This window comes from Pseudomonas entomophila L48, assembly GCF_000026105.1.
Taxonomy (GTDB): domain Bacteria; phylum Pseudomonadota; class Gammaproteobacteria; order Pseudomonadales; family Pseudomonadaceae; genus Aquipseudomonas; species Aquipseudomonas entomophila.
Genome location: NC_008027.1, coordinates 717,437 through 742,516, shown reverse-complemented (window position 1 = coordinate 742,516; position 25,080 = coordinate 717,437). Strand labels below are relative to the sequence as shown.

General features: G+C 61.8%; 18 protein-coding genes and 1 pseudogene. 10 read left to right on the top strand and 9 right to left on the bottom strand.

All coding sequences use genetic code 11. From position 1 onward, the window contains the following. Positions 1 to 6: 6 nt before the first annotated feature. Positions 7 to 1,338, bottom strand: a complete 1,332-nt coding sequence (locus tag PSEEN_RS03340; RefSeq protein WP_011532076.1) for an RNA helicase RhlE1 — start codon at positions 1,336 to 1,338, stop codon at positions 7 to 9. Between the two features lie 417 nt (positions 1,339 to 1,755). On the opposite strand from PSEEN_RS03340, the pseudogene PSEEN_RS27205 reads away from it, so the two are divergent. Continuing rightward, a pseudogene (locus PSEEN_RS27205) lies at positions 1,756 to 2,637 on the top strand (methyl-accepting chemotaxis protein); the annotation flags it as partial. A gap of 39 nt (positions 2,638 to 2,676) precedes the next feature. Next, positions 2,677 to 3,540 (top strand): methyl-accepting chemotaxis protein, encoded by an 864-nt coding sequence (locus tag PSEEN_RS27200; protein WP_420806621.1) that lies wholly within the window; start codon positions 2,677 to 2,679, stop codon positions 3,538 to 3,540. A gap of 90 nt (positions 3,541 to 3,630) precedes the next feature. On the opposite strand, the gene ggt is transcribed toward PSEEN_RS27200, so the two are convergent. From ggt to mdaB, 3 genes are all read right to left on the bottom strand, one after another. Further along, the gene (gene ggt, locus PSEEN_RS03330; RefSeq protein ID WP_011532074.1) at positions 3,631 to 5,298 is read right to left on the bottom strand and encodes a gamma-glutamyltransferase; all 1,668 of its coding nucleotides are present in this window, start codon (positions 5,296 to 5,298) and stop codon (positions 3,631 to 3,633) included. 119 nt (positions 5,299 to 5,417) lie between these two features. Next, entirely contained in the window at positions 5,418 to 6,314 is an 897-nt protein-coding gene (locus tag PSEEN_RS03325) for a LysR family transcriptional regulator (RefSeq protein ID WP_011532073.1), read from the bottom strand. Between the two features lie 188 nt (positions 6,315 to 6,502). Continuing rightward, positions 6,503 to 7,090 (bottom strand): NADPH:quinone oxidoreductase MdaB, encoded by a 588-nt coding sequence (gene mdaB / locus PSEEN_RS03320; protein WP_011532072.1) that lies wholly within the window; start codon positions 7,088 to 7,090, stop codon positions 6,503 to 6,505. Positions 7,091 to 7,291: 201 nt separating this feature from the next. Here mdaB and PSEEN_RS03315 point away from each other — a divergent pair, with 201 nt between their 5' ends. After that, positions 7,292 to 7,606, top strand: a complete 315-nt coding sequence (locus PSEEN_RS03315) for a putative quinol monooxygenase (RefSeq protein WP_011532071.1) — start codon at positions 7,292 to 7,294, stop codon at positions 7,604 to 7,606. A gap of 40 nt (positions 7,607 to 7,646) precedes the next feature. On the opposite strand, the gene PSEEN_RS03310 is transcribed toward PSEEN_RS03315, so the two are convergent. Both PSEEN_RS03310 and PSEEN_RS03305 read right to left on the bottom strand, forming a co-directional pair. Continuing rightward, on the bottom strand, positions 7,647 to 8,054 hold the full coding sequence (locus PSEEN_RS03310; RefSeq protein WP_011532070.1) for a type II toxin-antitoxin system HicB family antitoxin: 408 nt from the start codon (positions 8,052 to 8,054) through the stop codon (positions 7,647 to 7,649). A gap of 56 nt (positions 8,055 to 8,110) precedes the next feature. Further along, complete coding sequence (locus PSEEN_RS03305; RefSeq protein ID WP_044487636.1) at positions 8,111 to 8,293, bottom strand: type II toxin-antitoxin system HicA family toxin; 183 nt, start codon at positions 8,291 to 8,293, stop codon at positions 8,111 to 8,113. A gap of 214 nt (positions 8,294 to 8,507) precedes the next feature. Between PSEEN_RS03305 and PSEEN_RS03300 the strand changes: the two genes are divergently transcribed. The 7 genes from PSEEN_RS03300 (at position 8,508) to PSEEN_RS03270 (ending at position 14,791) form a co-directional block, all read left to right on the top strand. Next, entirely contained in the window at positions 8,508 to 9,113 is a 606-nt protein-coding gene (locus tag PSEEN_RS03300) for a CDP-alcohol phosphatidyltransferase family protein (protein WP_011532068.1), read from the top strand. Positions 9,114 to 9,144: 31 nt separating this feature from the next. Next, positions 9,145 to 10,899, top strand: a complete 1,755-nt coding sequence (locus PSEEN_RS03295; RefSeq protein ID WP_011532067.1) for a bifunctional alpha/beta hydrolase/class I SAM-dependent methyltransferase — start codon at positions 9,145 to 9,147, stop codon at positions 10,897 to 10,899. After that, a complete protein-coding gene (locus PSEEN_RS03290) occupies positions 10,899 to 12,233 on the top strand; it encodes a phosphatase PAP2/dual specificity phosphatase family protein (protein WP_011532066.1) in 1,335 nt (444 codons plus the stop codon). Before PSEEN_RS03295 ends, PSEEN_RS03290 begins: the two co-directional genes overlap by 1 nt. Next, positions 12,230 to 12,649: a hypothetical protein gene (locus PSEEN_RS03285; RefSeq protein WP_011532065.1), complete on the top strand. Its 420-nt coding sequence runs from the start codon at positions 12,230 to 12,232 to the stop codon at positions 12,647 to 12,649. The genes PSEEN_RS03290 and PSEEN_RS03285 overlap by 4 nt, the downstream gene beginning before the upstream one ends. A 10-nt stretch (positions 12,650 to 12,659) precedes the next feature. Next, positions 12,660 to 13,283 carry a lysophospholipid acyltransferase family protein gene (locus PSEEN_RS03280; RefSeq protein WP_011532064.1) on the top strand — a complete coding sequence of 208 codons (624 nt, stop codon included), beginning with the start codon at positions 12,660 to 12,662 and terminating at the stop codon, positions 13,281 to 13,283. 1 nt (position 13,284) lies between these two features. Further along, positions 13,285 to 14,217 (top strand): phosphatidate cytidylyltransferase, encoded by a 933-nt coding sequence (locus tag PSEEN_RS03275; protein ID WP_011532063.1) that lies wholly within the window; start codon positions 13,285 to 13,287, stop codon positions 14,215 to 14,217. A 229-nt stretch (positions 14,218 to 14,446) separates the two neighbouring features. Then, the gene (locus PSEEN_RS03270) at positions 14,447 to 14,791 is read left to right on the top strand and encodes a cupin domain-containing protein (protein ID WP_011532062.1); all 345 of its coding nucleotides are present in this window, start codon (positions 14,447 to 14,449) and stop codon (positions 14,789 to 14,791) included. Between the two features lie 230 nt (positions 14,792 to 15,021). On the opposite strand, the gene PSEEN_RS26540 is transcribed toward PSEEN_RS03270, so the two are convergent. The 3 genes from PSEEN_RS26540 to PSEEN_RS03255 all read right to left on the bottom strand — a co-directional run bounded on the left by PSEEN_RS26540 (position 15,022) and on the right by PSEEN_RS03255 (position 25,014). Beyond that, positions 15,022 to 15,573: a hypothetical protein gene (locus tag PSEEN_RS26540; RefSeq protein ID WP_011532061.1), complete on the bottom strand. Its 552-nt coding sequence runs from the start codon at positions 15,571 to 15,573 to the stop codon at positions 15,022 to 15,024. A gap of 124 nt (positions 15,574 to 15,697) precedes the next feature. Further along, positions 15,698 to 20,260 carry a Tc toxin subunit A-related protein gene (locus PSEEN_RS26535; RefSeq protein ID WP_011532060.1) on the bottom strand — a complete coding sequence of 1,521 codons (4,563 nt, stop codon included), beginning with the start codon at positions 20,258 to 20,260 and terminating at the stop codon, positions 15,698 to 15,700. Between the two features lie 41 nt (positions 20,261 to 20,301). Next, complete coding sequence (locus PSEEN_RS03255) at positions 20,302 to 25,014, bottom strand: Tc toxin subunit A (protein ID WP_044487629.1); 4,713 nt, start codon at positions 25,012 to 25,014, stop codon at positions 20,302 to 20,304. Between the last annotated feature and the right edge of the window lie 66 nt (positions 25,015 to 25,080).

Sequence of the window (25,080 nt, the reverse complement as noted above, 5' to 3'; positions counted from 1 at the left end):
CCGATCTCAAGGCTTGGGCTTGCGCGGCTTGCCGCCGAAGCTTGGCACCTTGCGCACCGCCTTGACCGCTGGCGCCGAGGCGCCCGACTCGGCGCTGTCCATCCAGCGGCCCAAGCCACGCTTGGCGCTGTTCTCCTTCGGCTTCTTGGGCTTTTTCGGCTTCTTCAGCACCTGGCCACTGGCATCGGTCACCGGCACCCGGTGATCGGGGATGAAGTCCGGCTCTTCGTGGCGCGGCAACACCTGGCGGATCAGCGTCTCGATCGACGCCAGCAGCTGCACTTCATCAGCGCACACCAGCGAAATCGCCTCGCCCTTGTTGCCCGCGCGCCCGGTGCGGCCGATGCGGTGCACATAGTCCTCGGCAACGATCGGCAGGTCGAGGTTGACCACCAGCGGCAGGTCGTCGATGTCCAGGCCACGGGCGGCGACGTCGGTGGCCACCAGCACCTGGACCTCGCGGGCCTTGAAGCTGTCCAGCGCGCGCTGGCGGGTCGCCTGGGGGCGATCACCATGGATGCCGTCGGCGTTGACGCCTTCGGCGAGCAGCCGCTCGACCAGTTGGTCCACACCGTTGCGGGTCTTGGCGAACACCAGCACCTGCTTCCAGCGCTGCTTGCGCAGCAGATGGCAGAACAGGTCGGCCTTGCGCTTCTTGTCCACCGGCACCAGCCACTGCTTGACCGTGCTGGCGGCGGCATTGCGCGGGCTGACCTCGATGCTCAGCGGGTCGTTCAGCGCCAGGCCCGCGAGCATGCGGATCTGGTCGGAGAAGGTAGCAGAGAACAGCAGCGTCTGGCGCTTGCGCGGCAGCGCCGCGTACACCGCCTGCAGCTCTTCGGCGAAGCCCAGGTCGAGCATGCGGTCGGCTTCGTCGAGCACCAGGGTCTGCACCTGGCCGAACTTGATGGCGTTCTGGCGGAACAGGTCGAGCAGGCGCCCCGGGGTGGCCACCAGCAGGTCGACGCCCCGGCGCAGGCGCATCATCTGCGGGTTGATGCTGACCCCGCCGTATACCGCGTAGGTGGACAGCGGCAGGTTCTCGGCGTATTCGCGTACATTGGCGTGAACCTGCTCGGCCAGCTCCCGGGTGGGCACCAGCACCAGCGCACGCACTGAGTTGGCGGCGACCTTCTCGCCCTCCAGGGCCAGGCGCTGCAGCACCGGCAGGGCGAAGCCCGCAGTCTTGCCGGTGCCGGTCTGGGCCGCGGCCATCAGGTCGCGGCCGGCGAGCACGGCGGGAATGGCCTGGGCCTGGACCGGGGTCGGGGTGGTGTAGTCCAGTGCTTGCAGGGTGCGCACCAGCGGTTCGATCAGGCCGAGTTTGGCGAAATTCATGGCAATACCGTCAGGGGTTCAGCGAAGGCGGCAAGTTTACCCCAGCGCCACGGCCATCCAAAGGCCCTGCCGGTGCTGACTTGCCCGCGAATCGGCGCCAAGGCGGCCCCTTGCGACGTGCAAAAAGCAAACGTTTTCAACCAGTTACAAATAGCCTGAAAAAGCGTTTCAGCTTCGCCCCGCCTTGCCGATAACCCCTGCACGAATCAGCAGGGCTCCCCACAAGAACAACGCCCAGCGATTGAGATCAAGTGAGCGAAATCATTTTCTGGGAGAGCGTGCATGAACAGCTGGTTCGCCAACATCAGCGTCAACCTTAAACTCGGCCTGGGCTTCGGCCTGGTCCTCGTACTGACCGGCCTGCTGGCCCTGACCGGCTGGAACAGCCTGGGCAGCCTGATCGACCGCAGCAACTGGATGAGCGACATCACCCAGCTCAACAGTGACCTGACCAACCTGCGCGTTGCACGCCTGCAATGGATGCTGACCAACGGCGACGACGCCTCGGCCGCCAACGTCCAGGCCAAGCTCGATGCCTTTGGCAACCAGCAGCAGCACCTGGTCAACACCTTCAAGAGCCCCGAGAACCTCAAGCTGCTGCGCGAGCAGGGCCAGAGCATCAGCGAATACCGGGTTTCGCTGGAGAAGATGCGCCAGGGCTACAAGACCACCCTCGCCGCCCGCGATGCGATGAACCAGGCCGCCGGCCGCGCCAACGAGGCAATCGAGGCGATCAGCGCTGCGGTGCTGTCCAATTCCGAAAGCGATGCCAGCCGCCTGGCCCAGTACCTGCTGATCAGCAAGGCCAAGCAGCAGCTGGTGCAGGTGCGCCTGGACGTGCGCAGCTACATCGCCGACCTCACCAGCGACACCGAGCAGACCGCCGTGCGCCAGCTGGAAAGCGCCCTGGCCGAGATCGACAGCCTCAAGCGCCAGCTGCCAGGCGAAGCCTCGCGCATCCAGCAGTTCGAGAGCGCCGTGCTCGCCTACCGCGACGCCGTGCGTCAGTTCCGCGATGCCACCGCCGCCATTGGCGTGGCCCGTGCCGAAATGACCGTGCAGGGTGCCGACATCGTCAAGCGCAGCGACGAGCTGTACAAGATCCAGATCGAACGCCGCGACGACGAAAGCGTCCAGGCCCGCAGCCTGCAGACTACCGCCACCTTGCTGGCGCTGCTGGTCGGCATTCTCGCGGCCTTCATCATCACCCGCCAGATCACCCGCCCGCTGCGCGAGACCATGGACGTGGTGAACCGGATCGCCAGCGGCGACCTCACCCAGAACCTGCGCGTCACCCGGCGCGACGAGTTGGGCGCCCTGCAAGAAGGCATCGCGCGCATGGGCACCACCCTGCGCGACCTGATCACCGGTATCCGCGACGGCGTCACCCAGATCGCCAGCGCCGCCGAGGAGCTGTCGGCGGTGACCGAGCAGACCAGCGCCGGCGCAAACAGCCAGAAAGTCGAGACCGACCAGGTGGCCACCGCCATGCATGAAATGGCCGCCACCGTGCAGGAAGTCGCGCGCAACGCCGAGCAGGCCTCCCACGCCGCGACCAACGCCGACGACGAAGCCCGTACCGGCGACAAGGTGGTCAGCGAGGCGATCAGCCAGATCGAACGCCTGGCCCGCGAAGTGCACCGCTCCACCGAAGCCATGACCCTGCTGCAGCAGGAAAGCCAGAAGATCGGCAGCGTGATGGACGTGATCAAGTCGGTGGCCGAGCAGACCAACCTGCTGGCGCTCAACGCCGCCATCGAAGCGGCCCGTGCCGGTGAGGCCGGCCGTGGTTTCGCCGTGGTCGCCGACGAAGTGCGTGGCCTGGCCCAGCGCACCCAGCAGTCCACCGAAGAAATCGAAGGCCTGATCGCCAGCCTGCAGAACGGCACCCAGCAGGTCGCCGAGGTGATGAATGGCAGCCGCAACCTGACCGACAGCAGCGTCGAGCTGGCGCGCAAGGCCGGCGGTTCGCTGGAGAACATCACCCGCACGGTGTCGAACATCCAGTCGATGAACCAGCAGATCGCCGCCGCCGCCGAGCAGCAGAGCGCCGTGGCCGAGGAGATCAGCCGCAGCATCCTGAACGTGCGCGATGTGTCCGAGCAGACCGCCGCGGCCAGCGACGAGACCGCCGCCTCCAGCGTCGAGCTGGCGCGCCTGGGTGGCCACCTGCAGACGCTGGTCAGCCAGTTCCGCGTCTGACCTTCGAAAGGTTCGCCGGCAAGCCGGCTCCTACGGATACCCCTGTAGGAGCCGGCTTGCCGGCGAATGCGTCAGCTCAGCCAACACGCATCACTTGACGATCATCCCCACCCCGCGTCCACGCGGGTCGGACGCGGTCTCCAGCTTCTCCCCGGTCACCCGGATCGCCTGGATGTCGCCCATCTCCCAGCCCTGGTCCTCCAGCACGTAGCCCATCTTCTTCAGGTCCTCGGCCACCGCTCCGGTCAGCGGCGCATAGCTGTCGAAGTAGATCGTGTCCTTGGGCAGCAACTGGTGATGCACCCGCTGCGCCGCCACCGCCTTCTCCAGCGGCATCTGGTAGTCGTACAGGTTGTTCATTACCTGGAAGATCGAGGTGAAGATCCGCGAACCACCTGGCGTGCCCAGTACCAGCGCCACCTTGCCATCGCGGGTCACCAGGCTCGGGCTCATCGACGACAGCATGCGCTTGCCCGGCGCGATGGCGTTGGCATCGCCGCCCACCACGCCGAATGCGTTGGCCGCCCCCGGCTTGGCGCTGAAGTCGTCCATCTCGTCGTTGAGCAGGAAGCCCGCGCCCTTCACCACCACGCCGCTGCCATAGTCGAGGTTGAGGGTGTAGGTGTTGCTCACCGCGTTACCCTGCTTGTCGACGATGGAGAAGTGCGTGGTCTGGTGCGGCTCCAGCCCCGGCTTGACCTTGTCGGTCTCGGAAATGGCGGTCGGGTTGACCTGCGCCGCGCGCTTGGCCAGGTAGTCCTTGGCAATCAACTGGTCGACCGGCACTTGGGTGAAAGCCGGGTCGCCCAGGTAGTCGGCGCGGTCGGCGAACACGCGCTTTTCGATCTCGGCCAGCAGGTGGATGTACTTGGCGGAATTGTGCTCGACGCCCTTGAAGTCCGCCGCGCGGTCCTCCTTGATGCCCAGCAGCTGGGCCAGCGCCACGCCACCGGAGCTGGGTGGCGGCGCGGTATAGACCACGTTGCCGCGCCAGTCGATGGCGATCGGGTCGCGCCACACCGCCTTGTAGTCCTTCAGGTCTTCCTTGGTGATCAGGCCCTTGTCGGCCTGCATCTGCGCCACCAGCAGGTCGGCGGTCTTGCCCTGGTAGAACTCGTTCACGCCCTGGTCGGCAATGCGCTCCAGGGTCTTGGCCAGCTCCGGTTGCTTGAACAGCTCGCCGACCTTCATGCTGCCGAAGTAGTCGTTGAAGTTGGTCGCGGTCTTGAACATGCCCTGGGCGTCGTCGCGGTACTGGTATTGCTTCTGGGCGATCTTGAAACCGTTCTGCGCATAGCCGATGGCCGGGGTCAGCAGTTCGCTCCACTTGAGCTTGCCGAACTTCTGGTGCGCCTCCCACAGGCCCATCACCGTGCCCGGCACACCAGCGGCGCGGGCGCCGACCAGGCTCAGGTTCTCGATGACCTCGCCCTTGTCATCCAGGTACATGGTCTTGGTGGCGGCCTTGGGCGCCACTTCGCGGTAGTCGAGGAAGTACGGCTTGCCGTCGACGAACAGGGTCATGAAGCCGCCACCGCCGATGTTGCCGGCCTCGGGGTAGGTGACGGCAAGGGTGAAGGCGGTGGCGACCGCAGCATCCACCGCGTTGCCGCCCTTCTTCAGGATATCGGCGGCCACCTGTGCGCCATATTGATCAGGCGCGGCCACCGCGCCACCTTCGAGCGTGACGGCGAAGGCGGAGGAACAGCTCAGGATGGCGGCCCCGAGGGCCAGTGACGGGAACAGGACGATACGCATGGGCACTTCCTTGGTGTTGTTTTTGTTGATCGGTCATTAAGGCCGAAGCCCTTCGACTAAGCAAACACCGTAGGAAATTTCCGCCGCCTTGGGATACCCCGTGTCGTGTTCAGGCAACTTCAGCAGGCGTAGGCCGCCAGCTTTTTCTGAATGAAGTCGAGGAAGCACTGGATACGCAGGGCCAACTGGGTATTACGGTAATACACCGCGTGGATCGGCTGGCGATACCCGTTGTTGTGCTCGCCGAGCACGACCTGCAGGCGGCCCGAGCGGATGTCCTCGTGGGTCATGAAGTGCGACAGGCTGACGATGCCTTCGCCAGCAATGGCCAGCTGGCGCAAGGTCTCGCCGCTGGAGGCAAGCAGTTGCGGGCGGATCGCCCAGCGGTCGCCCTGGGCATGGCGCAGCGGCCATTGATTGAGTGATTCGAGGGTACTGAAACCCAGCAGGCAGTGGTCATCGAGGTCTTCGACCGTCTGCGGCGTGCCGTTTCGCGCCAGGTACTCGGGGCTGGCGAGCACCTGCACCGGGCTGCAGCCGAGGGAGCGCGCATGCAGGCTGGAGTCGGCCAGCTCGCCGATGCGGATGGCCACGTCGGTGCTTTGCTCCAGCAGGTCGATGATCAGGTCGTCGGTGTTCAGCTCCAGCTCGATACCGGGGTACTGCTGACGAAACTCGCCGATCCACGGCAGGATCGCGTGCAGCATGAACGGCGCGGCGGCATTGATGCGCAAGCGCCCGGATGGCGTCTGGTGGTGCATCGACAAGCGCTCTTCCATGTCGTCGATCTGCTCGAGGATCTGCCGCGCGCGCTCGAGGAAGAAGCGCCCTTCTTCGGTCAGGTCCATGCGCCGGGTAGTGCGGTTGACCAGCGTGGTACCGAGCTTGTCCTCCAGACGCGACAGGGTGCGGCTGACGGCCGAGGGCGTCTGGCCGATCTGTTCGGCGGCGGCGGAGATCGAGCCGCAGTCGATGACGGCGACGAAGACCTGGAGTTCTTCAGAGCGAGTTTTCACGCGGGTGAGCCTGGTTGAAAGATGCCGTGATTGATAGCCGTTGATCAACGTACATGCAAGCAGTTCGCCTCTCTGTAGGAGCGGCTTTAGCCGCGATGCATGCACCGCGGTATCTGGCACCCGCTTCGCGGGTGATCGCGGCTGAAGCCGCTCCTACAGGGGCCATGTCAAATCAATGGATCTGTTGTTCAGGCCTTGCCGAACACCTTGTCCAGGTGCTGCTCATACGCCGCCAGTGCCGCCGGCACATCCGGGCGCTTCATCACGTCCACCGCCAGGAACGTCGGCAACCCGTTCATGCCAAGGAACTGGTTGGCCTTGTGGAACGGGAAATACACCGCATCCACGCCCTTGCCCTCGAAGAAATCGCTTGGGTCGTCGAACGCCTGCTGTGGCGCATTCCAGGTCAGCGACAACATGTACTGCTTGCCCTGCACCAGACCGCCGCTGCCGTACTTCTGCGAGGCGTCGGAACGGGTCCGGCCATCGTTGGCGTAAAGGCTGCCATGCCCGGCGGTGAACACCTCGTCGACGTACTTCTTCACCGTCCAAGGCGCCCCCATCCACCAGCCCGGCATCTGGTAGATCACCACATCGGCCCAGAGGAATTTCTCGACTTCCTCCTGGACGTCATAGCCGCCGTCGATGAAGGTCTGCTTCACATCGAAGCCGGCACGGTCCAGGTGGGCCAGGGCGGCGTCGTGCAAGGTCTGGTTCAGGCGGCCGTCGGAATGGGCGAACTGTTTGCCACCGTTGAGCAGGAGAATCTTTTTCATCGCAAGCCTCGAAGGTATCGGTGTCGATCCGAGGCGAGAGCGCCTGCCGACCGAGTCATTTGGATTGGCGGCAGGTTAAGGAGTCACGGGCGGGGGGAAAAAGCGGCCTGGGGGCAAAATACATTTGCCCACAAATCACAAATACCAAACACATTGTTGATTTAAGATCGCCTCATCCTGTCATCCATAGAGGCAAACCCCATGAACGAGCCTTACGCCTTCATCCTCAAAGCCAAGACCCGCCCGGAAAAAGCCGAAGCTTTCGAGCAGTTGTTCCGCGCCTACGTCGAACCCAGCCGCCAGGAGCCGGGCTGCATCGAGTACCACATGCTGCGCGACAAGGAAGACCCGAGCCTGTTCGTGTTCTTCGAGGTCTGGGCCAGCAAGGCCGACCTGGACGTGCACTCGGCGCTGCCGCACATGGTCGCGTTCGGCGAGCAACGCATGGAGTATCTGGAGCGCGACTTCGATATCCAGCTGATCGACATGCTCAGCGCCTCGTCGGCCAGACGCTGAATCGGCCACGACGAAGGGGCCACCTCGTGGCCCCTCATGCTCAATGCGCCACGGCCAGCTCGCGCAGCGCCGCCGAAGCGAGAAAACCCGAGCGCGAGGCGTAGCGATGGTCACGCTTCACCCTCTCGTCGATCCGCTGCAGCAGGTTCTCCGGCAGCGTCGCGTTGAAACGTACCGCCTTGCCCAGGTACGGGGTGACGTCGAACTCCACCACCGCCCAGACGCCGTCGGCGTAGTCGGGGTTAGCCACATGCACGTCCACTTCCTGGGCCTGGGGCAGCGCCTCGCCATCGGCCACCAGCCCTTCGAAATGCAGCGCCAGGGCCTCCTGGACGTTGTCCAGCGCCTGGGAAACGCTGAAACCTGCGGAGAAGCAGCCTGGCACATCGGGCACGATCACGCCGTAGTCCGAGCCCTCGTCCTTGTGCAGCACAACTGGAAATTTCATGGTGTGTCTCCATTGATCTTCGGGGTGACAGGTCACCCTGGGTAGCATCATCGGCCTCACTTCAGGCCCGCCTGCTTGAGGATGCTGTGGGCGGTGCCCCTGGGGAGATCGCTCTTGGGATGTGGCACCGTGACCCGCCCTCGCTTGAACGGGTGCCTGAACTGATGATGGCTGCCCTTCACTTCAACCTCGTACCAGCCATCGGCCTCGATGAGCTGGATCACGTCCCTGCTGCGCATTCGGCATTCCTTTGGCAGGCGATGTGTAGCGTACACATCGACATGGATAAAAACAAAGCCAAATACACACCATGCACACCAAAGCCGACAAGCGGCGCATTCCTTCGGCCATGCGAGCCTTGTCCGGTTCACAAGTAGGCGATTTGCAGCTTGCCCGCGGCCAGGCGAATTCCCCACAATCGGCGCCATGCCGCACCATGACAGGGAGTTCCACGTGCCATCGATCTATCAACTCAAACCCCGTTTCCAGGCACTGCTGCGTCCTTCGGTCCAGCGCCTGCATGACCGTGGCGTCACCGCCAACCAGGTCACCGTCACCGCTGCCGTCGTCTCCGTCCTGCTGGGCCTGTTGCTGGCCTGGCTGCCCCACCTGACCTGGCTGTTCATCCTCGTTCCGATCTGGATGCTGCTGCGCATGGCGCTCAACGCGGTCGATGGCATGCTGGCCCGCGAATTCGGCCAGCAATCGAAACTGGGCGCCTACCTCAACGAACTGTGCGACGTGATCGCCGATGCCGCGCTGTACCTGCCCTTCGCCTTGCTCGCGGGCGTGTCGCCCACCCTGGTGGTGCTGGTGGTGCTGTGCGCGGTGATCAGCGAGTACGCCGGGGTGATGGGCCCACTGGCCGGCGCCTCACGGCGCTACGACGGGCCGATGGGCAAGAGCGATCGCGCTTTCGCCTTCGGCGTGCTGGGCACCGGCGTCGCCATCGGGCTGTTGAACGCCGCATGGATCAACGGCCTGCTGCTGGTCATCCTGCTGCTCTCGCTCTATACCCTGTACAACCGGGTTCGCCACGGCCTGATCGAAGCCCGCTGAGCCCCCTCGCTGTCGAACAAGGATATTCGCCATGCGCCAAGCGCAATCGCTGCATTTCTCCACCCATGACGGGGTCGAGCTGCACTACCGTCATTGGCCCGCCACCCGCAACGAACACCAGCCACGCCGCGCCGTGGTGATGTTCCACCGGGGCCACGAGCACGGCGGGCGCCTGGCGCACCTGGCCGACGAGCTGGACCTGCCCGGTTACGACTTCTTCGCCTGGGACGCCCGTGGCCATGGCCAGTCGCCGGGCGCGCGCGGCGACAGCCCGGGCTTCGCCACCAGCGTGCGCGACGTGCAGACCTTCATCGAGCATATCCAGGCGCAGCATGGCATCGCCGAACCGGACATGGTGGTGCTGGCGCAAAGTGTCGGCGCCGTGCTGATCGCCACCTGGGCCCACGACTACGCGCCCAAGGTGCGCTGCCTGGTGCTGGCCTCGCCGGCGTTCAAGGTCAAGCTCTACGTGCCCTTCGCCCGGCCGGGGCTGAAACTGCTCAAGGCCTGGCGCGGCAACTTCTTCGTCAACAGCTACGTCAAGCCGCGCCTGCTGACCCACGACCCGGAACGCGTCATGTCGTACGTGGCCGACCCACTGATCAGCCGCCCTATCTCGGTCACCATGCTGCTGGGCCTGTATGACGCCGCCGACCGCGTGGTGGCCGACGCCCAGGCGATCCAGGTCCCCACGCAACTGCTGATCTCCGGCGCCGACTTCGTGGTCGAGCGCAAGCCGCAGGAGCAGTTCTTCGAACGCCTGGGCAGCGCGCGCAAGGAGAAGCACATCCTCCCAGGCTTCTTCCACGACACCCTCGGCGAGCGCGACCGCGCCCATGCCCTGGCGCGGATCAAGCGTTTCGTCGAACACTGCTTCGACGCCCCCGTGCCCACCCCTTCGCTGCTGGACGCCGACAAGGCCGGCGCCAGCTGCGCCGAGGCCGAGAGCCTGGCCGCGCCACTGCCGCGCAACTCGCCACGTGACCTTTACTGGCGCGCTACCCGTGCCAGCCTACGGCTGGGCAAAGGCCTTTCCGAAGGCGTGAAGCTGGGCTTCGACACCGGCTTCGACTCCGGCTCCACCCTCGACTATGTGTACCGCAACCAAGCGACCGGCAAAGGGCGGATCGGCGAACTGATCGACCGCAACTACCTCGACGCCATCGGCTGGCGCGGCATCCGCCAGCGCAAGCTGAACGTCGAAGAGCTGCTGCGCCTGGCCATCGCACAATTACGTGGGCAACAGCGCCCGGTGCGCATCGTCGACATTGCCGCCGGCCATGGCCGCTACATCCTCGAAGCGCTGCAAGGCCTGCAGCAACTGCCCGATTCGATCCTGCTGCGCGACTACAGCGAGCTGAACGTGCAACAGGGCAGCGCGCTGATCAGCGAAAAGGGCCTGGGCGACATCGCCCGGTTCATCCAGGGTGATGCCTTCGACCGCCAGAGCCTGGCCAGCCTCGACCCGCGCCCTACCCTCGCGGTGGTCTCGGGCTTGTATGAACTGTTCCCCAGCAACGAGCTGGTGGGCAACTCGCTGGCGGGCCTGGCCGATGCCGTCGAGGCCGGTGGCTACCTGGTCTACACCGGCCAGCCCTGGCACCCGCAACTGGAGATGATCGCCCGCGCCCTGACCAGCCACCGCGGCGGTGAGGCCTGGGTGATGCGCCGGCGCAGCCAGGCGGAGATGGACCAGTTGGTTGAGGCGGCCGGGTTCCGCAAGATCGCCCAGCGCATCGACGAATGGGGCATCTTCAGCGTCAGCCTGGCGCAGCGGGTGGGTTGATGGCACGTGAAGCTGGGCTGATTCGCCGGGGCGTGCTCTGGCTGTTGCTGCTCGGGCCGTTGTTTTTCCTCAGCTACGGCCTGGCCAACACCTACACCGCAGGCCGCGATGACATCGGCAGCCTGGTGTTCGCCTGGGAACATCACATGCCGCTGTGGCCATGGACGATCATCCCGTACTGGTCGATCGACCTGCTCTACGGGTTGTCGTTCCTGCTGCCGCTGACGCGCCGGGAGATGGACCGCCATGCCTTGGCGCTGCTCACGGCGCAGTTCATCAGCGTCGCTTGCTTCCTGCTCTGGCCGCTGCGCTTCACCTTCGAACGCCCCGAACTGTCGGGGCTGTTCGGCTGGTTGTTCGATGTGCTGATGGGCTTCGACAAGCCGTACAACCAGGCGCCCTCGCTGCATATCGCGCTGCTGGTGATCATCTGGGCGATGTTCGCCCGGCATACCCATCAGCGCCTCATGCGTTGGCTGGTGCATGGCTGGATGGGGTTGATCGGGCTGTCGGTGCTGACCACCTGGCAGCATCACTTCATCGATGTGCCGACCGGGGCGCTGGCCGGTTTTGCCTGCCTGTGGTTGTGGCCGTGCCAGGGGCCTTTGCCTTGGCAGTCGGCGCGGCTTGCGCGAGATGCCAAACGCTGGCGGCTGGCGCTGCGCTATGCACTGGGGGCGCTGCTGCTGGTGCTGATCGCATTCAAAGTCGGGCAGGCGGCGTTGTGGTTGCTGTGGCCTGCCGTGTCGTTGCTGCTGGTGGGAATGAACTATGCCGTCTTCGGGGCAGGTGGTTTCCAGAAGGGTGCGAATGGGCGGCTGTCCATTGCCGTGACCTGCTTGCTGGCGCCCTACTTGCTGGCTGCATGGATTAACTCCCGGCTGTGGACATGGCGGCATCCCCAGCCGGATGAGGTGTGTGAGGGTGTATACCTCGGGCGCATGCCTGGCCGTAGCGATGCTTCCTCATTCACCGGCATCGTCGATTTATGCGCTGAGCTCCCCGGCCCATTCGCCGGCAAGCCGGCTCCTACACAGAGCACGTCGTCACGGTGTTACCACAACCTGCCAACCCTCGACTTGGTCGCCCCCAGCAGCCAACTGCTGCAGCAAGCGGCCAAAGCCATCGAAGACCTGCACCAGCAAGGCCCTCTGCTGGTCTGCTGCGCCCTGGGTTATTCGCGCAGCGCCAGCGCGGTGGCCGCCTGGCTGGTGCTCAGTGGTCGCTGCAACAATATTGATCAGGCCGAAGCGCTGATCCGCAAGGCCCGCCCCGGCGTGGTCCTTCACCCAGCCCATCGCCTCGCCCTGCAACAGCTGGAAGCGCACCCATGAACCTGTTCGTCATCGCCAGCCTGCTCGTTCGCGGGCGCCAGCTGGAACGCCTGTCGGACGGCATCACCCTGCTGGCCCTGGCCTGCAGTCTCGCACCGCTGCTGGACTTGCCGCTGCCTACGCTGGCCAGCGTGCTCTGCGCGGCGCTGCTGGTGATCGGCCTGGCGCACAAGTACTGGGCCATTCGTGTCGCCCTGGATGCCGAGCTGTTTGCCCACCTGAGCGCCAGCACCGACCTGCCCGCCGACACCCAGGCCCTGGACCGCGCCCTGTTCGACCTGCGCCTGAAAGCCACCGCCAGCGACACCCGCGACTGGCCGGCCCGCAGCCTGGCCGCACTGGCCCTGCTGCGCCGCCAGGCCCTGTGCCTGGCCGTGCAAGTCGTGCTCGCCCTTGCCCTCCCTTTCACCGGATAAGACCGCCGCCATGCTCGCCAGCCTGACCGCCTTCGTCATCACCTCCGCCGCCCGCCTGATCACCGGCGCTCGCGCCCTGTGGCTGGGTTGCACACCGCAACCGGTGCAACGCCTGTACTACGCCAACCACAGCAGCCACGGCGATTTCGTGCTGCTGTGGGCGGCGCTGCCCGAGGCACTGCGCCGCCATACCCGCCCCGTGGCCGGCGCCGACTACTGGTGCAAGCCGGGCATCCGCGACTTCCTCATCCGCCAGGTGTTCAACGGCGTGCTGATCGACCGCCAGCGCCCGGCCGGCGAGGGCAACCCGCTGCAACCGGTGCTCGACGCCTTCGCCCAGGGCGACTCGCTGATCTTCTTCCCCGAAGGCACGCGCAACCTCACCGACGACCCGCTGCTGCCGTTCAAGAGCGGCCTGTTCCACCTGGCCTCGGCCAACCCGCAGGTCGAACTGGTGCCGGTGTGGATCGCCAACCTCAACCGGGTGATGCCCAAGGGCCGTGCCCTGCCGCTGCCGCTGCTGTGCACCTTGAGCTTCGGCGAGCCGCTGCACCTGCAAGACGACGAAGACAAGCACGCGTTTCTCGAGCGGGCCCGCCAGGCCCTGCTGAACCTGGCCCCGAAGGAAGCCTGAGATGGATAACAACACCCTGTCGCTGTTCGCCGGCATCGGCGCCCTGCTGCTGCTCGCAAGCCTGATCGGCCGCCTGCTCAAGTGGCGTGCCGGCCCCGCCCCCCACGCAGTGATCGACAACCTCAACGCCCGCATCAACGCCTGGTGGGTGATGGTGCTGGTGATCGGCATCGCCTTCCTGTTCGGCAAATACGGTGTGATCGTGCTGTTCTACGGTGTGTCGTTCTATGCCCTGCGCGAGTTCATGACCCTCACCCCGACCCGGCGCAGCGACTACCCCGCACTGGTGGCGGCGTTCTATGTGGCGCTGCCAGTGCAGTACCTGCTGATCGCCATGGACTGGTACGGCATGTTCAGCATCTTCATCCCGGTGTACCTGTTCCTGCTGCTGCCGATTCTCGCCAGCTTCGGCGGCGACACCACGCGCTTCCTCGAGCGCGCCTCGAAGGTTCAGTGGGGTTTGATGATCGCGGTGTACTGCGTGTCGTCGGTGCCCGCGCTGATGACCCTGGACATCCCCGGCTACGAGGGCCGCAACTTGCTGCTGATTGCCTGGCTGATCCTCGTGGTGCAGATCAGCGACGTGCTGCAGTACGTGTGCGGCAAGCTGTTCGGCAAGCGCAAGGTGGCGCCCAACCTGTCGCCGTCGAAGACCGTCGAGGGGCTGGCCGGTGGCGTGGCCCTGGCCACGCTGGTGGGCGCGCTGCTGTGCTGGATCACCCCGTTCACCTTCTGGCAGGCGGCGTTGATGGCGCTGACCGTAAACGCCATGGGCTTCTTCGGCGGGCTGGTGATGTCGGCAATCAAGCGCGACCGTGGGGTGAAGGACTGGGGTCACATGATCGAAGGCCACGGCGGCATGCTCGACCGCATGGATTCGGTGTGCTTCGCCGCGCCGGTGTTCTTCCATTTCGTGCGCTACTGGTGGGCGTGAGGCCCCAAAATCCGTTGATTTGACGCGACCTCTGTAGGAGCGGCTTCAGCCGCGATCACCCGCAAAGCGGGTGCCAGGCACCGCGTTGCCTGCATCGCGGCTGAAGCCGCTCCTACACCCTGCCCTGCCATAGCGCAGGCAGACAGCTGGACGTCGAGCCCAGGCAACTGCGTCCACGGCAATGGCCCTATGGTGATGCCTCACTTCATCAGCTGCCTGGAGCCACGCCATGTCCGATTTCATCACCGTCCTGCGCGAAACCTGCCCCACCCCGGTGGTCGACGCCACCAAGTGGAAACGCATCGGCGGCGACCCACACACCGTCAACCTCAACGCCTACCTGTCCGCCGACGGCAGCAAGATCATGGGCACCTGGATCTGCACGCCGGGCAAGTTCGAGGTCAACTACGAGAAGTGGGAGTACTGCCACTTTCTCGACGGGTACTGCATCATCACCCCGGAAGGTGAAGCGCCCAAGCACCTGAAGGCGGGGGATGTGTTCGTGATCGAGCCTGGGATGAAAGGAACCTGGGAAGTGGTCGAGACAGTGCGCAAGTATTTCGTGTTCGCCTGACCACTCGCACGAGCGTTGCCAGCATCGGCTTCGCAGCCAAGGTCAAACAGCCCGCCCCGGTCTGGATTCCGTTGCCCTGTGAGAAGAGTTTGCCCGCGGAAGCGTCGACGCTTCTGCGGGCAAACTCTCGGAGCTGGATGCTCCCCGAGCGGGACCAGCGTGCCATCCCAGAACGACACCTTGCGAGTTCTCGCCTTAGCCGCTGGCATGCCCTGGCCCTTTGCATCTTTTCAACTATCAAACGCTGGCAAAAGTAACTCCATCACGGCCTCTGTCAGGAGGATGTACCCACCCTTTCCGGTTGGAGTCGTGAACTTGACTCTCAATTTTTGTGTGTGTTCAGGTACATCCATTATTCTTTTTGCATCCAACGTGGTCCACGTTACTTTCTTGTTTTCAGGCCCCAAGGGCGCGTCAAAAATCTTATCTCCGTCGTCCCCTCCATCCTTGATCAAAAACACAGTAAGTCTGCACCCGGGTAACCGTTCGGGATTGTACCGGCATCCAAGCTTGTATTCAGGGCGCCCTTCAATGAGTGGATTTGCTGCAACGGGGAGTTCAATATCCTGCCAGATATTAGCGCCATCACGAAGCCGTACATAAGTAGTGCCATCAGAATCTGGGAGGTAGTCATAGTACGTGTTTGCCTGGTTGCACTTCCAGAATGTAAGTTCCTGGCCTTCAGGGCCAATGCTACCGACGGGGAAAGAATGATCCTTGAGCACTGGATGGCTGGCTGTTTCGTTCTCGTTTGAAGCGGTCGGTTTTGGGCTGATGTCCATGGGCATCTCCTGGTTTATGCTGGATGTACGGATAGAACAACCGGAAAGAACAATCACGCTCTCGGTGGCCAGGCAAACAACCTTCAACTACGCCCGAAGGCCACCGTTTTCACTTTGCAAAACGTCAGGGGGCCAGATCCAGGTACTTCTCGACCAACTTATCGACCTCAGCATCGAAGCCCGCTCCACCTGGCAAGGCCAAGTAACGGACTTCCAGGATGATGTCGCTGAGGCTATTGATCAGTTCTGCCTGTGCTGCATGACGAGGGAACTTCAGGTGCCAGTCGGATACCGCACCCGTCCCTTCGAACGGCAGATAGCGATCATCTGTCTCGGAGGCGGTAACCAGGCCCATATCCTGGCTGGCCGAAGACAGGCAGACCTGCTGGCGCGGGCGCAAGCTCATCATCACGTAGCGTCCATCGCCGGTCCCCACGTCTTCATGTAACTCTGGCGTAAGGAACAGCACTGCCTCGCGTTTAGGCGAGGTCACCAACCGACTCTGGGTCTGAGTCAGGGTCGCGCGGATGTTCTGGTACGGTCCTAACAGGGCAGGCAGTGTCAACGCCACACTGTGCAGACGGCGCAGGTAGTGCCCTGGGTAATCCTGGTCGTACAACATTTCCGACAGGCTGAATGCCAACTCGCCATCCTCTGTCAACGCCTTGAGCACTTGCTCCCAAGTTTCAAGGGTTTCACCGCTCGGTTTAGAGACCAGATTCTGGCCCACCAGTGCCTGCAACGACACCGTCTTGCGAAGCTCCAGATGCCGCTGATGGCGCAGCAGGAATTCCGTTTCAAGCCGGTGCAGGTCCAGGCGCAGCTCACCACCGGCATTCAGGCCATAGCGGTCGGCCTGCCAGATGGGCGTGCGGATGATTTGCCGGTCGTAGTTGCCCGTCTCGTACTGCCAGCAGGCCTGGGCGCTGTTACACAGGCTGACCGCCACATCGAACAGGGTCGCGTGCCAGGTGGTTGCCTGGGAGCGCAGCCAGCGATAGAGCGACACGCTGGTGGACTTGTTTTGGTAGTACGCATACAGCTGCTGGGATTGCGCCAAGGCCTTGCGACTGTGCTCCAGGGAGGCCTGGGCGGCCAGTGTCGAATGCTGTTGCGCTTCAAGTTGCTTGTCGATGACATCCAGCTCTTTGCTGGCCAGTTTGGCTTGCAACTGCCATTCCTGGCGACGACGACGGTACCCTTCCGTCTCACGCAACACCTCGCCCGCGGTGACCATGTTACCCGCGACAGCTTCCAGTACAAGGCCGGCGGCCATCAAGCCGCCTTTGTACTCCTGGCCACCGTTGGCCAGCCCAAAGATATTGGGCGCCATCGAAGCCAGATTGCCACCCGCGAAGAGGGCGTTGATCCCCGTAGACATGTAGCGCCCGACTGTATGGACGGTCATGGCCGCGATTTCCGCGCCCGACATGTTCTCTTCATACAAACGTGCGTAGTGCTCCTGTCGCAATGCCGTGGCGGCACGCTGCGCCTTCAATACATCCTCGTTCTTCTGTTGCTGGCTGAGCAACTGCTCCTGGATACCGATGGTGTAGCCCGCAATTTCCGCAGCCTGCTGGTACTGCATCGCTTCCAGCTCGGTGCGCTCCTCCAGCTCCAGGAAGTTGCGCAATTGCTCGCCGTACTGGATCAGCGCGGTCACCGTTTCCTGGGCCTTGGCCACCAGGGTGCGGAAGCGGAAAGGCGGCACCACGGTGCGATAGCCCATCAGGTGAGCCAGGTTGGCATTGCCGCCCATGCGCGCCATCAGTAGGTCGAACGGGTTCGCCGCCGGCGCATACAGCGGCAGCTCCATCGGGTAACCCTCGATGCTCAGGAAGTGGCGCAGGTTGTGGAAGCGCTGTGCCAGCAAGTCCCAGATGTCCAGCAAATCTCGGTTGGCCGGCGGGCGAAAATCCTCATGTACCGCCACGCCGGCCCAGAAGAACGTGGACAGTTGCTTGGGCAGGTTCTCCGGCTTGACGGCGTCTGCATGGCGCTCCAACCGCTCACCGCCGCCCGACCTGCTCAGCAGTTCGGCCACGGTGCGTGGAACCCAGGTATTGATCGTACGCGCATCCGGAGCCTCCCCCATCAGGTCCGCCGCCATGCGGTACAGCAGCCAGGCATTGGCCAGGCTGTCACGGGTTTGCTGGCGGTAGTGGAAGTCGCCTTCGCCGATCAGCAGGTTCACATACTGCACAAAGACGGCCTTGCGGTAATGCGAAGGGTTATGCAGCGCGATGACATGAGGGTCGATCAGTTCGTGCTCAAGGCCGGCAGCCTCGGTATCTTCCTGCAGCAGCCAGGCACAGTTCCAATAATCGACGCCGCTCGCTTCCGTTGGCGATTGCTTGCTCCCCGGGTTGAAGATCAGCTCCAGCCAACGGCGCGCATCTTCGAAGCGCTCTTCTTCCTGTAGCCGCGAGGCAATCAGGTGGGGCACGTGGAAGAACAGTTCGCGCAGGTAGGGGCCGTTGGCATCGTATGGATCTATCAATGGATCCTGTGCCGTACGCCCCCCGCCTTTATAGGCATTGCTGGATTGCACTTTTTTATAGGCGGGTTCCCGCTGTTGCTGCGCATCCCAGGCGAATACATCCCGGGGTGAGAATTTGACACGGTTTATCAGATCGGGAACCTGCTGGGAGTTCAAGCGCACCACCAGCCCGCCCGCCTTTTCGTCGATGAAATCGAAAATCAGGAAGTTAGCACCGGTATTCTGCAGAGAGATAAACGGCCGCTTTACAAGGGGTTCACCAGCAGTCTTCTCCCGTTTCAAGGTGAACTGTGAATCTACTGCTCCTGGCTCCTTAATTTCACAAACCAACTCATCACCTTCATCTCTGTTCCACGAACGGCTTACCCAATCACTGACGGCAGCACCATTATAAGTAAAGGGCCCTATCCAAATGCGCTTACCGCTGATACTAATTTCTACGCCCTCCACGGTAGATATATCTGGCCTCCAGACTATGAAGTTTTCACTGCTAGCCATGAGCTTAAGCTGCTCTACAGCATCGATATAGAATTTAAACCCAGCACCGTCGTGAATTTCCTGAGCATCATAGCGGACCAACGCACTTGCACCTGAAACCTGACCCAGCGGCTTGCTCGCTTCAAACCAGCCATAGGATGTCGGTTTAAAATCTGCCTTAGGTATCGTCACTGTATTCAATGAGTCATGTCGCACTTCGACATTCTCGAATGCTGGCTCGCTGGACACCTTGCAACGGACATCAAGCACCCCGTGCGATGTAGACCGAATCTCGGCTTGCAACAACTGCCCCCCGGCCACCATCAAATGGCTTGTAACATATGCGTCCACGGGAATTAGTTCATAGCGAACCTCTGAAGAACGGGCACGCACATACAATGTGCTGTTACCCGTACCATGCTGCCACAACATAACATCAAGCTCAACATATGGATTACTGCCATCTTCTGCCTTGACATTTGTCATCCGCAATTCGGCGACATTAAATCGCTCATTCAGATATATCTTACCGCCTTGGTTCGTGAACAGCTTATGTATCACCTTCAATAGATTTATAGTTATTTCAAGAGCAGCATTTACCGGACGCATCAACACGTCGCGCTGAGCAAAAATCTCCCTGTTTAGGAATAGCTCTTTATCCGGCTCCCCCTCCTCTTGGATTATTTGTACAGAAAACAGCGCTGCATGTAGATGGTCATCACTGTCCCTTGCCTGCGCGGCTGCGAACGCCAACAGGCGGTAGAGCGTGGTATCAAGGCCCTTTCCCGCTTCTGTGAATATATCTTTGCTGCCCAGTAACTCCGGCGGAGTCCATTGTCTGTCCAGCCCCAAATGACTGGTTTCCATCTTCAACGTGTATTGGCTTTTTTCAACATTCTCGACCTCAACCGAGATCGGGGCGCCATAGTGCACCCAGACCAGATGCAGGCGATTGCAGAGCAGCACCAACTGAGCATGGGTCACCGTGCTCCCCGCAGGCACTGTGATCGGCTGCCATTCCGACCATGCGTCAGGCTGTATGTAGTTGGACGTCTCGTCCAGGCGCACTTCTACCTTGCGCCAGTAGTACTGGGGCGGTGAGACACTGTCCTTGCCCAGCAGGTAATAGTCTGCGTTGGCATAGCTGTATCCGGAGAACTGATCGGCATCCTGATGACCGTCGCGGTAGTCAATATAGCCCGACTGCACCTGGATGCTGTTCTGGTACTCATAGTTCTTGAGATACGTCCGCAGTACATTTTGCACTGAGGCATCGGTAATCCGCCCCTGGCCAAGGTCGTTCTCCAGTGTCTGGAACAGCGCTGTCTTGTCCAGCCGCAAATCGGCGCGGATATAGTTCTCGGGATAATCTTCCAGCATCTGGTACGCCGCCCAAATCGAGTAGTTCGACATGGCTTGCTGCCAGAATGTCTTCAGCTTAGGGTCGAACTCCTCCGGATACCCAGGTTCAAGGTTGTTGAAGATCGAATTTATATAAGTCTGGGTACACGCCAGTGCCTCAGCCAGGTAGGACGTCGTCACCTTCGAGGTCACTTGGGTATCCAGCATGAAATAACGATCCAGGTGATCGGCCGTAATCATGTTCAGGGCACCGGCCTGCAACTTGTCTGGTAACACATGGTGCATTACATAGGCACTCAGCGCGTCGCGCCACTGTTCCGCCAGGGCATTGGTCAATTCACTGTTCATAAAGACCTCATCAAAAGGGGAGAAGGGTGAAAGACCAGCGGTCAGTCCGTAGCGGGTTTGACGACGACATCACGCTCTATCGCGCTCATCATCTCTTTGCACCAGAGTCCGAACTTCAGCTCTACCTCGTCACGCAACAGCGTGTTTTTGCAATCGATAATCCAACTCACCTCTCGGCCTACAACCTGGTTTTCCGACCCCAGCGACGGCGTGAACTTCAAGCCCAGCGAAGCGTCCGAATCGCGGCCTGTATAGAGCAGCTGCATGGGCTTTAATAACAGTGGATGACCGTCTGACAGTCGATAAGTCAGGGTGTACTGCCTTGTACCTGTGTTCGGCTGGTTGAGAATGATCTTGTCGATAACGGGCGTTTCGGGCCCACTGGGCTCTTCTTTAAGCGTGATTTCCACTTCCAGCGGGTCCATGAGTTGCACTTCTGCAAAGTGGCGCGGCTCCAGGTCGTTTACAGTCGCGATAACGGTTCTAGGCCCCGGTGTTGTGCCTCGAAGCGCGAAGCGGGCGAAACCTTCCGGCCCAGTCAGCACAGAGTAAGGCCCACCCGTTCCACCTTCGACACTCCAGGTAACCGGGTAATTGGCAACGGGTTTGTCATCGGAACTGGCGACACGAACCTCATACTCGCCAGCACTGATGCCATCCGCGATTGGCCAACGCTCGCCACCCCCACACGTGATTTTGCTGGCATCGGTCACCACGTCGATGGACAACACTTCCGAGTGGTATGGCTTGCGTTCAGGAGAGCCATCCGTCAGGGTGGCAGTCACGACCAACACCCCTTCCTTGGCCAGCTTCAAAGTAGCCCTCGCCTTGCCTGAATCATCACTGTCGCCATGATTGATGATCTCGACATCCGCATCCGAGCAAGTCCAATCGACCGCCTGAAACCTAAAAGGATCGCCATTCAGGGAAAGTATGGTGGCCTCGACCTCAATATCGTCACCCGCGACAGCCCAGGACGTCAGCACAACCGAGTTGACGTAAGGCTTGTCCTCGAAGCCGATGTCGAACACCCGTGGATCGTCGTTGAGGGGCGCGTACCAGACAGCTACCCTGCCTTTGCCGGCGTCCTGGCTGCGCAGGGCGATGGCGCTCCAGCCCTCATTGTCCGTCAGCGTTTCCCCAACAGTGGAGTCGAAGTAGCCGATCGAGCTGGCCCAGTTCACCAGACGGTCTATACCCACGTTGCCCCATCTATCCTTCAAGCTAGCCCTGAACCTGTATACCCCTTCACCTCCGGCCAATTTATCGAGGTCTCCGATCTCCGGCTTGCCTTCGATCATGTCCAGATACAGTTCAGTTTCGTCGCAATCGATCATGACCGGGGGCGCGATGGCTTGGCTGTCCAACAGGTAGGTTCCCTTTACATGGGCGATGCCCTGCTGGTCCCCGGCCTGCAGCACCACCGTAGCAACCCCCATCCTGTCGGTGTAGCTATAGAAATCGAGCACCTTGCCAAGGTCGGTGGACCAGGCCACCCGAATATCGGAGACTGGTTGGTTATTCATGTCCAGCAACGTCAGCGACACGGTGGTTGCTTCGGTCCCGTCATTCTTCCTGGCAATCAAGCGCGATTCGCTCACTTCGCAGCGTGACGAAAAGCTCTGGCGCAGCTCCACCTCGTCACGACGCTGTTCGGGGTCGCGACGCAGGCTGCTGAGCATTTCCTGCGCGGCGATGCGGTACGTTTGCGTATCGGAGTAGGCCGTGAGCCGGCTGAGCTTCATCAGCGACACCGCGCTCAGCCCGGTGCGCTCGCACAGTTGCCGCGTATTCACCAGGGTGAGCAGTTGTGCCAGATTGCGAATGATGCCATCAGGCGCTACCTCGGCCGCCACATCGAGCACTTCACGAATGCCCCACCCAAGCCAAGCGGCAATCTTGTCCGCGGCGATATCCTTGATCAGCCGTTGTTCATTCGCGGTCAACGCTCCCTGTGCCTCGATCGCGGCAAAATAGCCCAGCAACTGCGCTTCCGTTTGTACGGCCGAACGCAGGCAGTGTGTGTACCGCTCGAGAAAATACAGGGTATGCAACGTCAGCTCTGTGCTCTTGAGACTGAAACGCGACCTTTCCGCGCGCTTCAGCACACTGGATAACAACGCGGGGCTCAAATCGAACTGTGTGGCGACCTGGGCACACCTCATCATGCGCAGCAGCTGCGGCATCATCGCCTTCAAGGGCTCGTGTTCGATGATGTCCGGGTTGAAGCCCACCGCGCTCGACATTAGCGCGTGCACTGTTCCTTCGGCCCAGTAGATCACCGGGATCACCTTCTCGGTGTTGAGCGCCAGCAAATGTGACAAGCGCTCCTGCACCACCCCCCATTGCTGTGTGCGAATGCGCAGCACAACCCCCGTGACCAGCGTTTTCAAGCGTTCGACTTCATCATCTGCCAAGCCTGGCAGCTCAATGTCACCGTCTGATGATTCGACGATCAGCTCGTCGATCACCGCGTTGACTTCCCGTTCGGCGAAGTTCTCGTAGTCGAGATAGTCGAAGTCCCGTGCACTACTACCGACAGCGCTGATCAGGCAGTCTTCATCCACCAGATGCGTCAGTACTTCTTTCCAGCGCTTGTTCACCAACCCGGGGACACCCGCTTCCTCCATGTCCTCATCGAAGTTGCGAAAAGGTTCCAGGTCCCCCTTGAGCTCGATGAGCAGGGTCTTGAACTCCGGAGGTACCAGGTCCGACGTCTCGATCGGCAGCAATTGCTGGACCAGCCAGCTGATGGGCAGTTGCTGTTCCTGGCACCACAGCACGCACTGGCAGACGGCATAGGTGACGCTGACGGTGTCTGTGCGCGAGAAGTTCTCGTACATGGCGTTTCTAGGGGCACCCGCCAGTTGCAACGCATAGAGGCCCTCCGGATTCAGGACCTCCAGAAGCGACAATAGCTCGATCGTGGTAATCGAAAGCAGCCTGGCCAACAAGGTGATCCGGTAGAACGCACTGAACGTCGTGATCGAACGTGTCAGTTGGCTGCCTTCCTGCCCCTGCAGGATCAGGCGCGACAGGTAGCGGAAGGTTTCCATGTTGATGCCGAGTCCACGGCACAATTGATCGATGGTGCGTTTGCTTTCGCTGTCTACACCACTGGCGTTGAATTCCGTTCCATCGATCAGCAGCGGTGTAACGGTATCGGTATTGAACACACGGTCGAAGTGACTGCGCTGTTCACCGATGCCATACAGGCCCATGTCCGACATCAGCGCGGCAAATTCTTCGGCACTGCACGAGAAGCGCTTGCGCAAGTACTCGAACAGCCCCAGCCCTCTGACGGTGTTCACCGACATCCAGAGCGGCACCTCTTCGGGATTCATCCTCCCGAGTTCAGCCTGCGCAAGCCTTTCCGCATCGACAATCGCACACACCACCTGGTCCGTTTCCGCATAGGAGAGTTTTAGCGCATAGGCCAGGCGCACCAGACGGTTGAGCCGATCACAGCGGTCCTCGGACAGTTTCAGGAAACGGTGGTGCTGGGGGTCGTCGGTATCACTTTCGACCGAAACGGCTTCGGGTGCGTCACTGTTCAGGAAGCGCGCACCGAACAGGCCTGGGCTGACAGGTGAACCAGTACCACCGGCATGCTCCGACAGATAAGGGGCGTGTGCAGCCAACCCGAACAACGACTCCATCTCATCCTGCGTCATCTCCAGTGCCTGGCAGAAGTTCACCACATTCTGCAACGTCGGGTAGCCTGCAACACCGAAGTTGGTCTTGTAGAAGTTGGCGGCTGTTTCCAACCGACGTTGCACGATCTGTGCTTGAGCTTCAGCTTTCTCCTCGGCAGGAAGTTTCTCTGGGTCTCTAAGAGGCAAGCTCAGCAGACGGCGGGTTTGCGGGTTGAAGCGCACGGCTCTTTCGGCCTCGAAATAGGAAGCTTCCAGCAGGATGGAGCGCAATGCCGGCCCAAGCGCGGAGTCCTGCTGCAAGGCCATGTTCGACATCGTCGAGTGAGCACCCGACTGAATGAAATAGGGACTGTCGATATCCGACAGGTGCGTGAAATCGCTGATGTGCACTGCATTGAACGCCAATACAGTGCGGATCTGTTCCCAGTAGGTTTCGTAGGGGAAATGCCTGAACGGGTAGCGCACCTCGAGCAGCTTGTCCTCGACGGAAGTCCGGTCTTCCGGGTTTCCCTCGCGGTGCTCCTCGATTGCCCGCTCCATGACATGATTGACGACTTCGACCTGGGTCACCTCACGGTTCATGGTCTGTTCGTCGATCATCAGGTTGAACAAGTCGGGGCGACGAGTCTCCAGACGCAGGATCTTGTTTTCATCGCCCGCTGATTCAATCCAATCGCGCACAAAGCTCAGCATGTCGATCAGGTAGGCCGCCGGTGACGTGGTGGCATCCACGGCGCCGGGCTGGGTGTGATTGGCCCATGAAGGGCTGAACTGGTTTTCGAAGGTCGGGCCGCTGGTCAGCGCCAGGGGGCCTTTCATCTCGTCCGCGGCGCGACGCAGGCCCGAGCTCAGGCGCTGTTCCCGAAATGCGCGCATCATGGCCGCCGATGCAACGTCAAGACGAGCCCTGAGCCGCCTCGCCTCGCTCGCACGAAGCGAGGGGTAAAGCTCCATCAACGCCTTGGGAGTCTTGCGCTGCAAGTCCAGAATCGACGCCTGCGCAACATTCACATCAGCAAACTTGGCTTTGATCCCCGGCTCCGTATCAAGAATCCTCTCGAACAACGCAACTTGCTTGCTACTTTTGCGTTTGGCCATGTTGCCCCCTTGGCATCCTGGACATGAGCGCACCCGACAACCCACCCGTGGTAGCGCTGTTGTGGT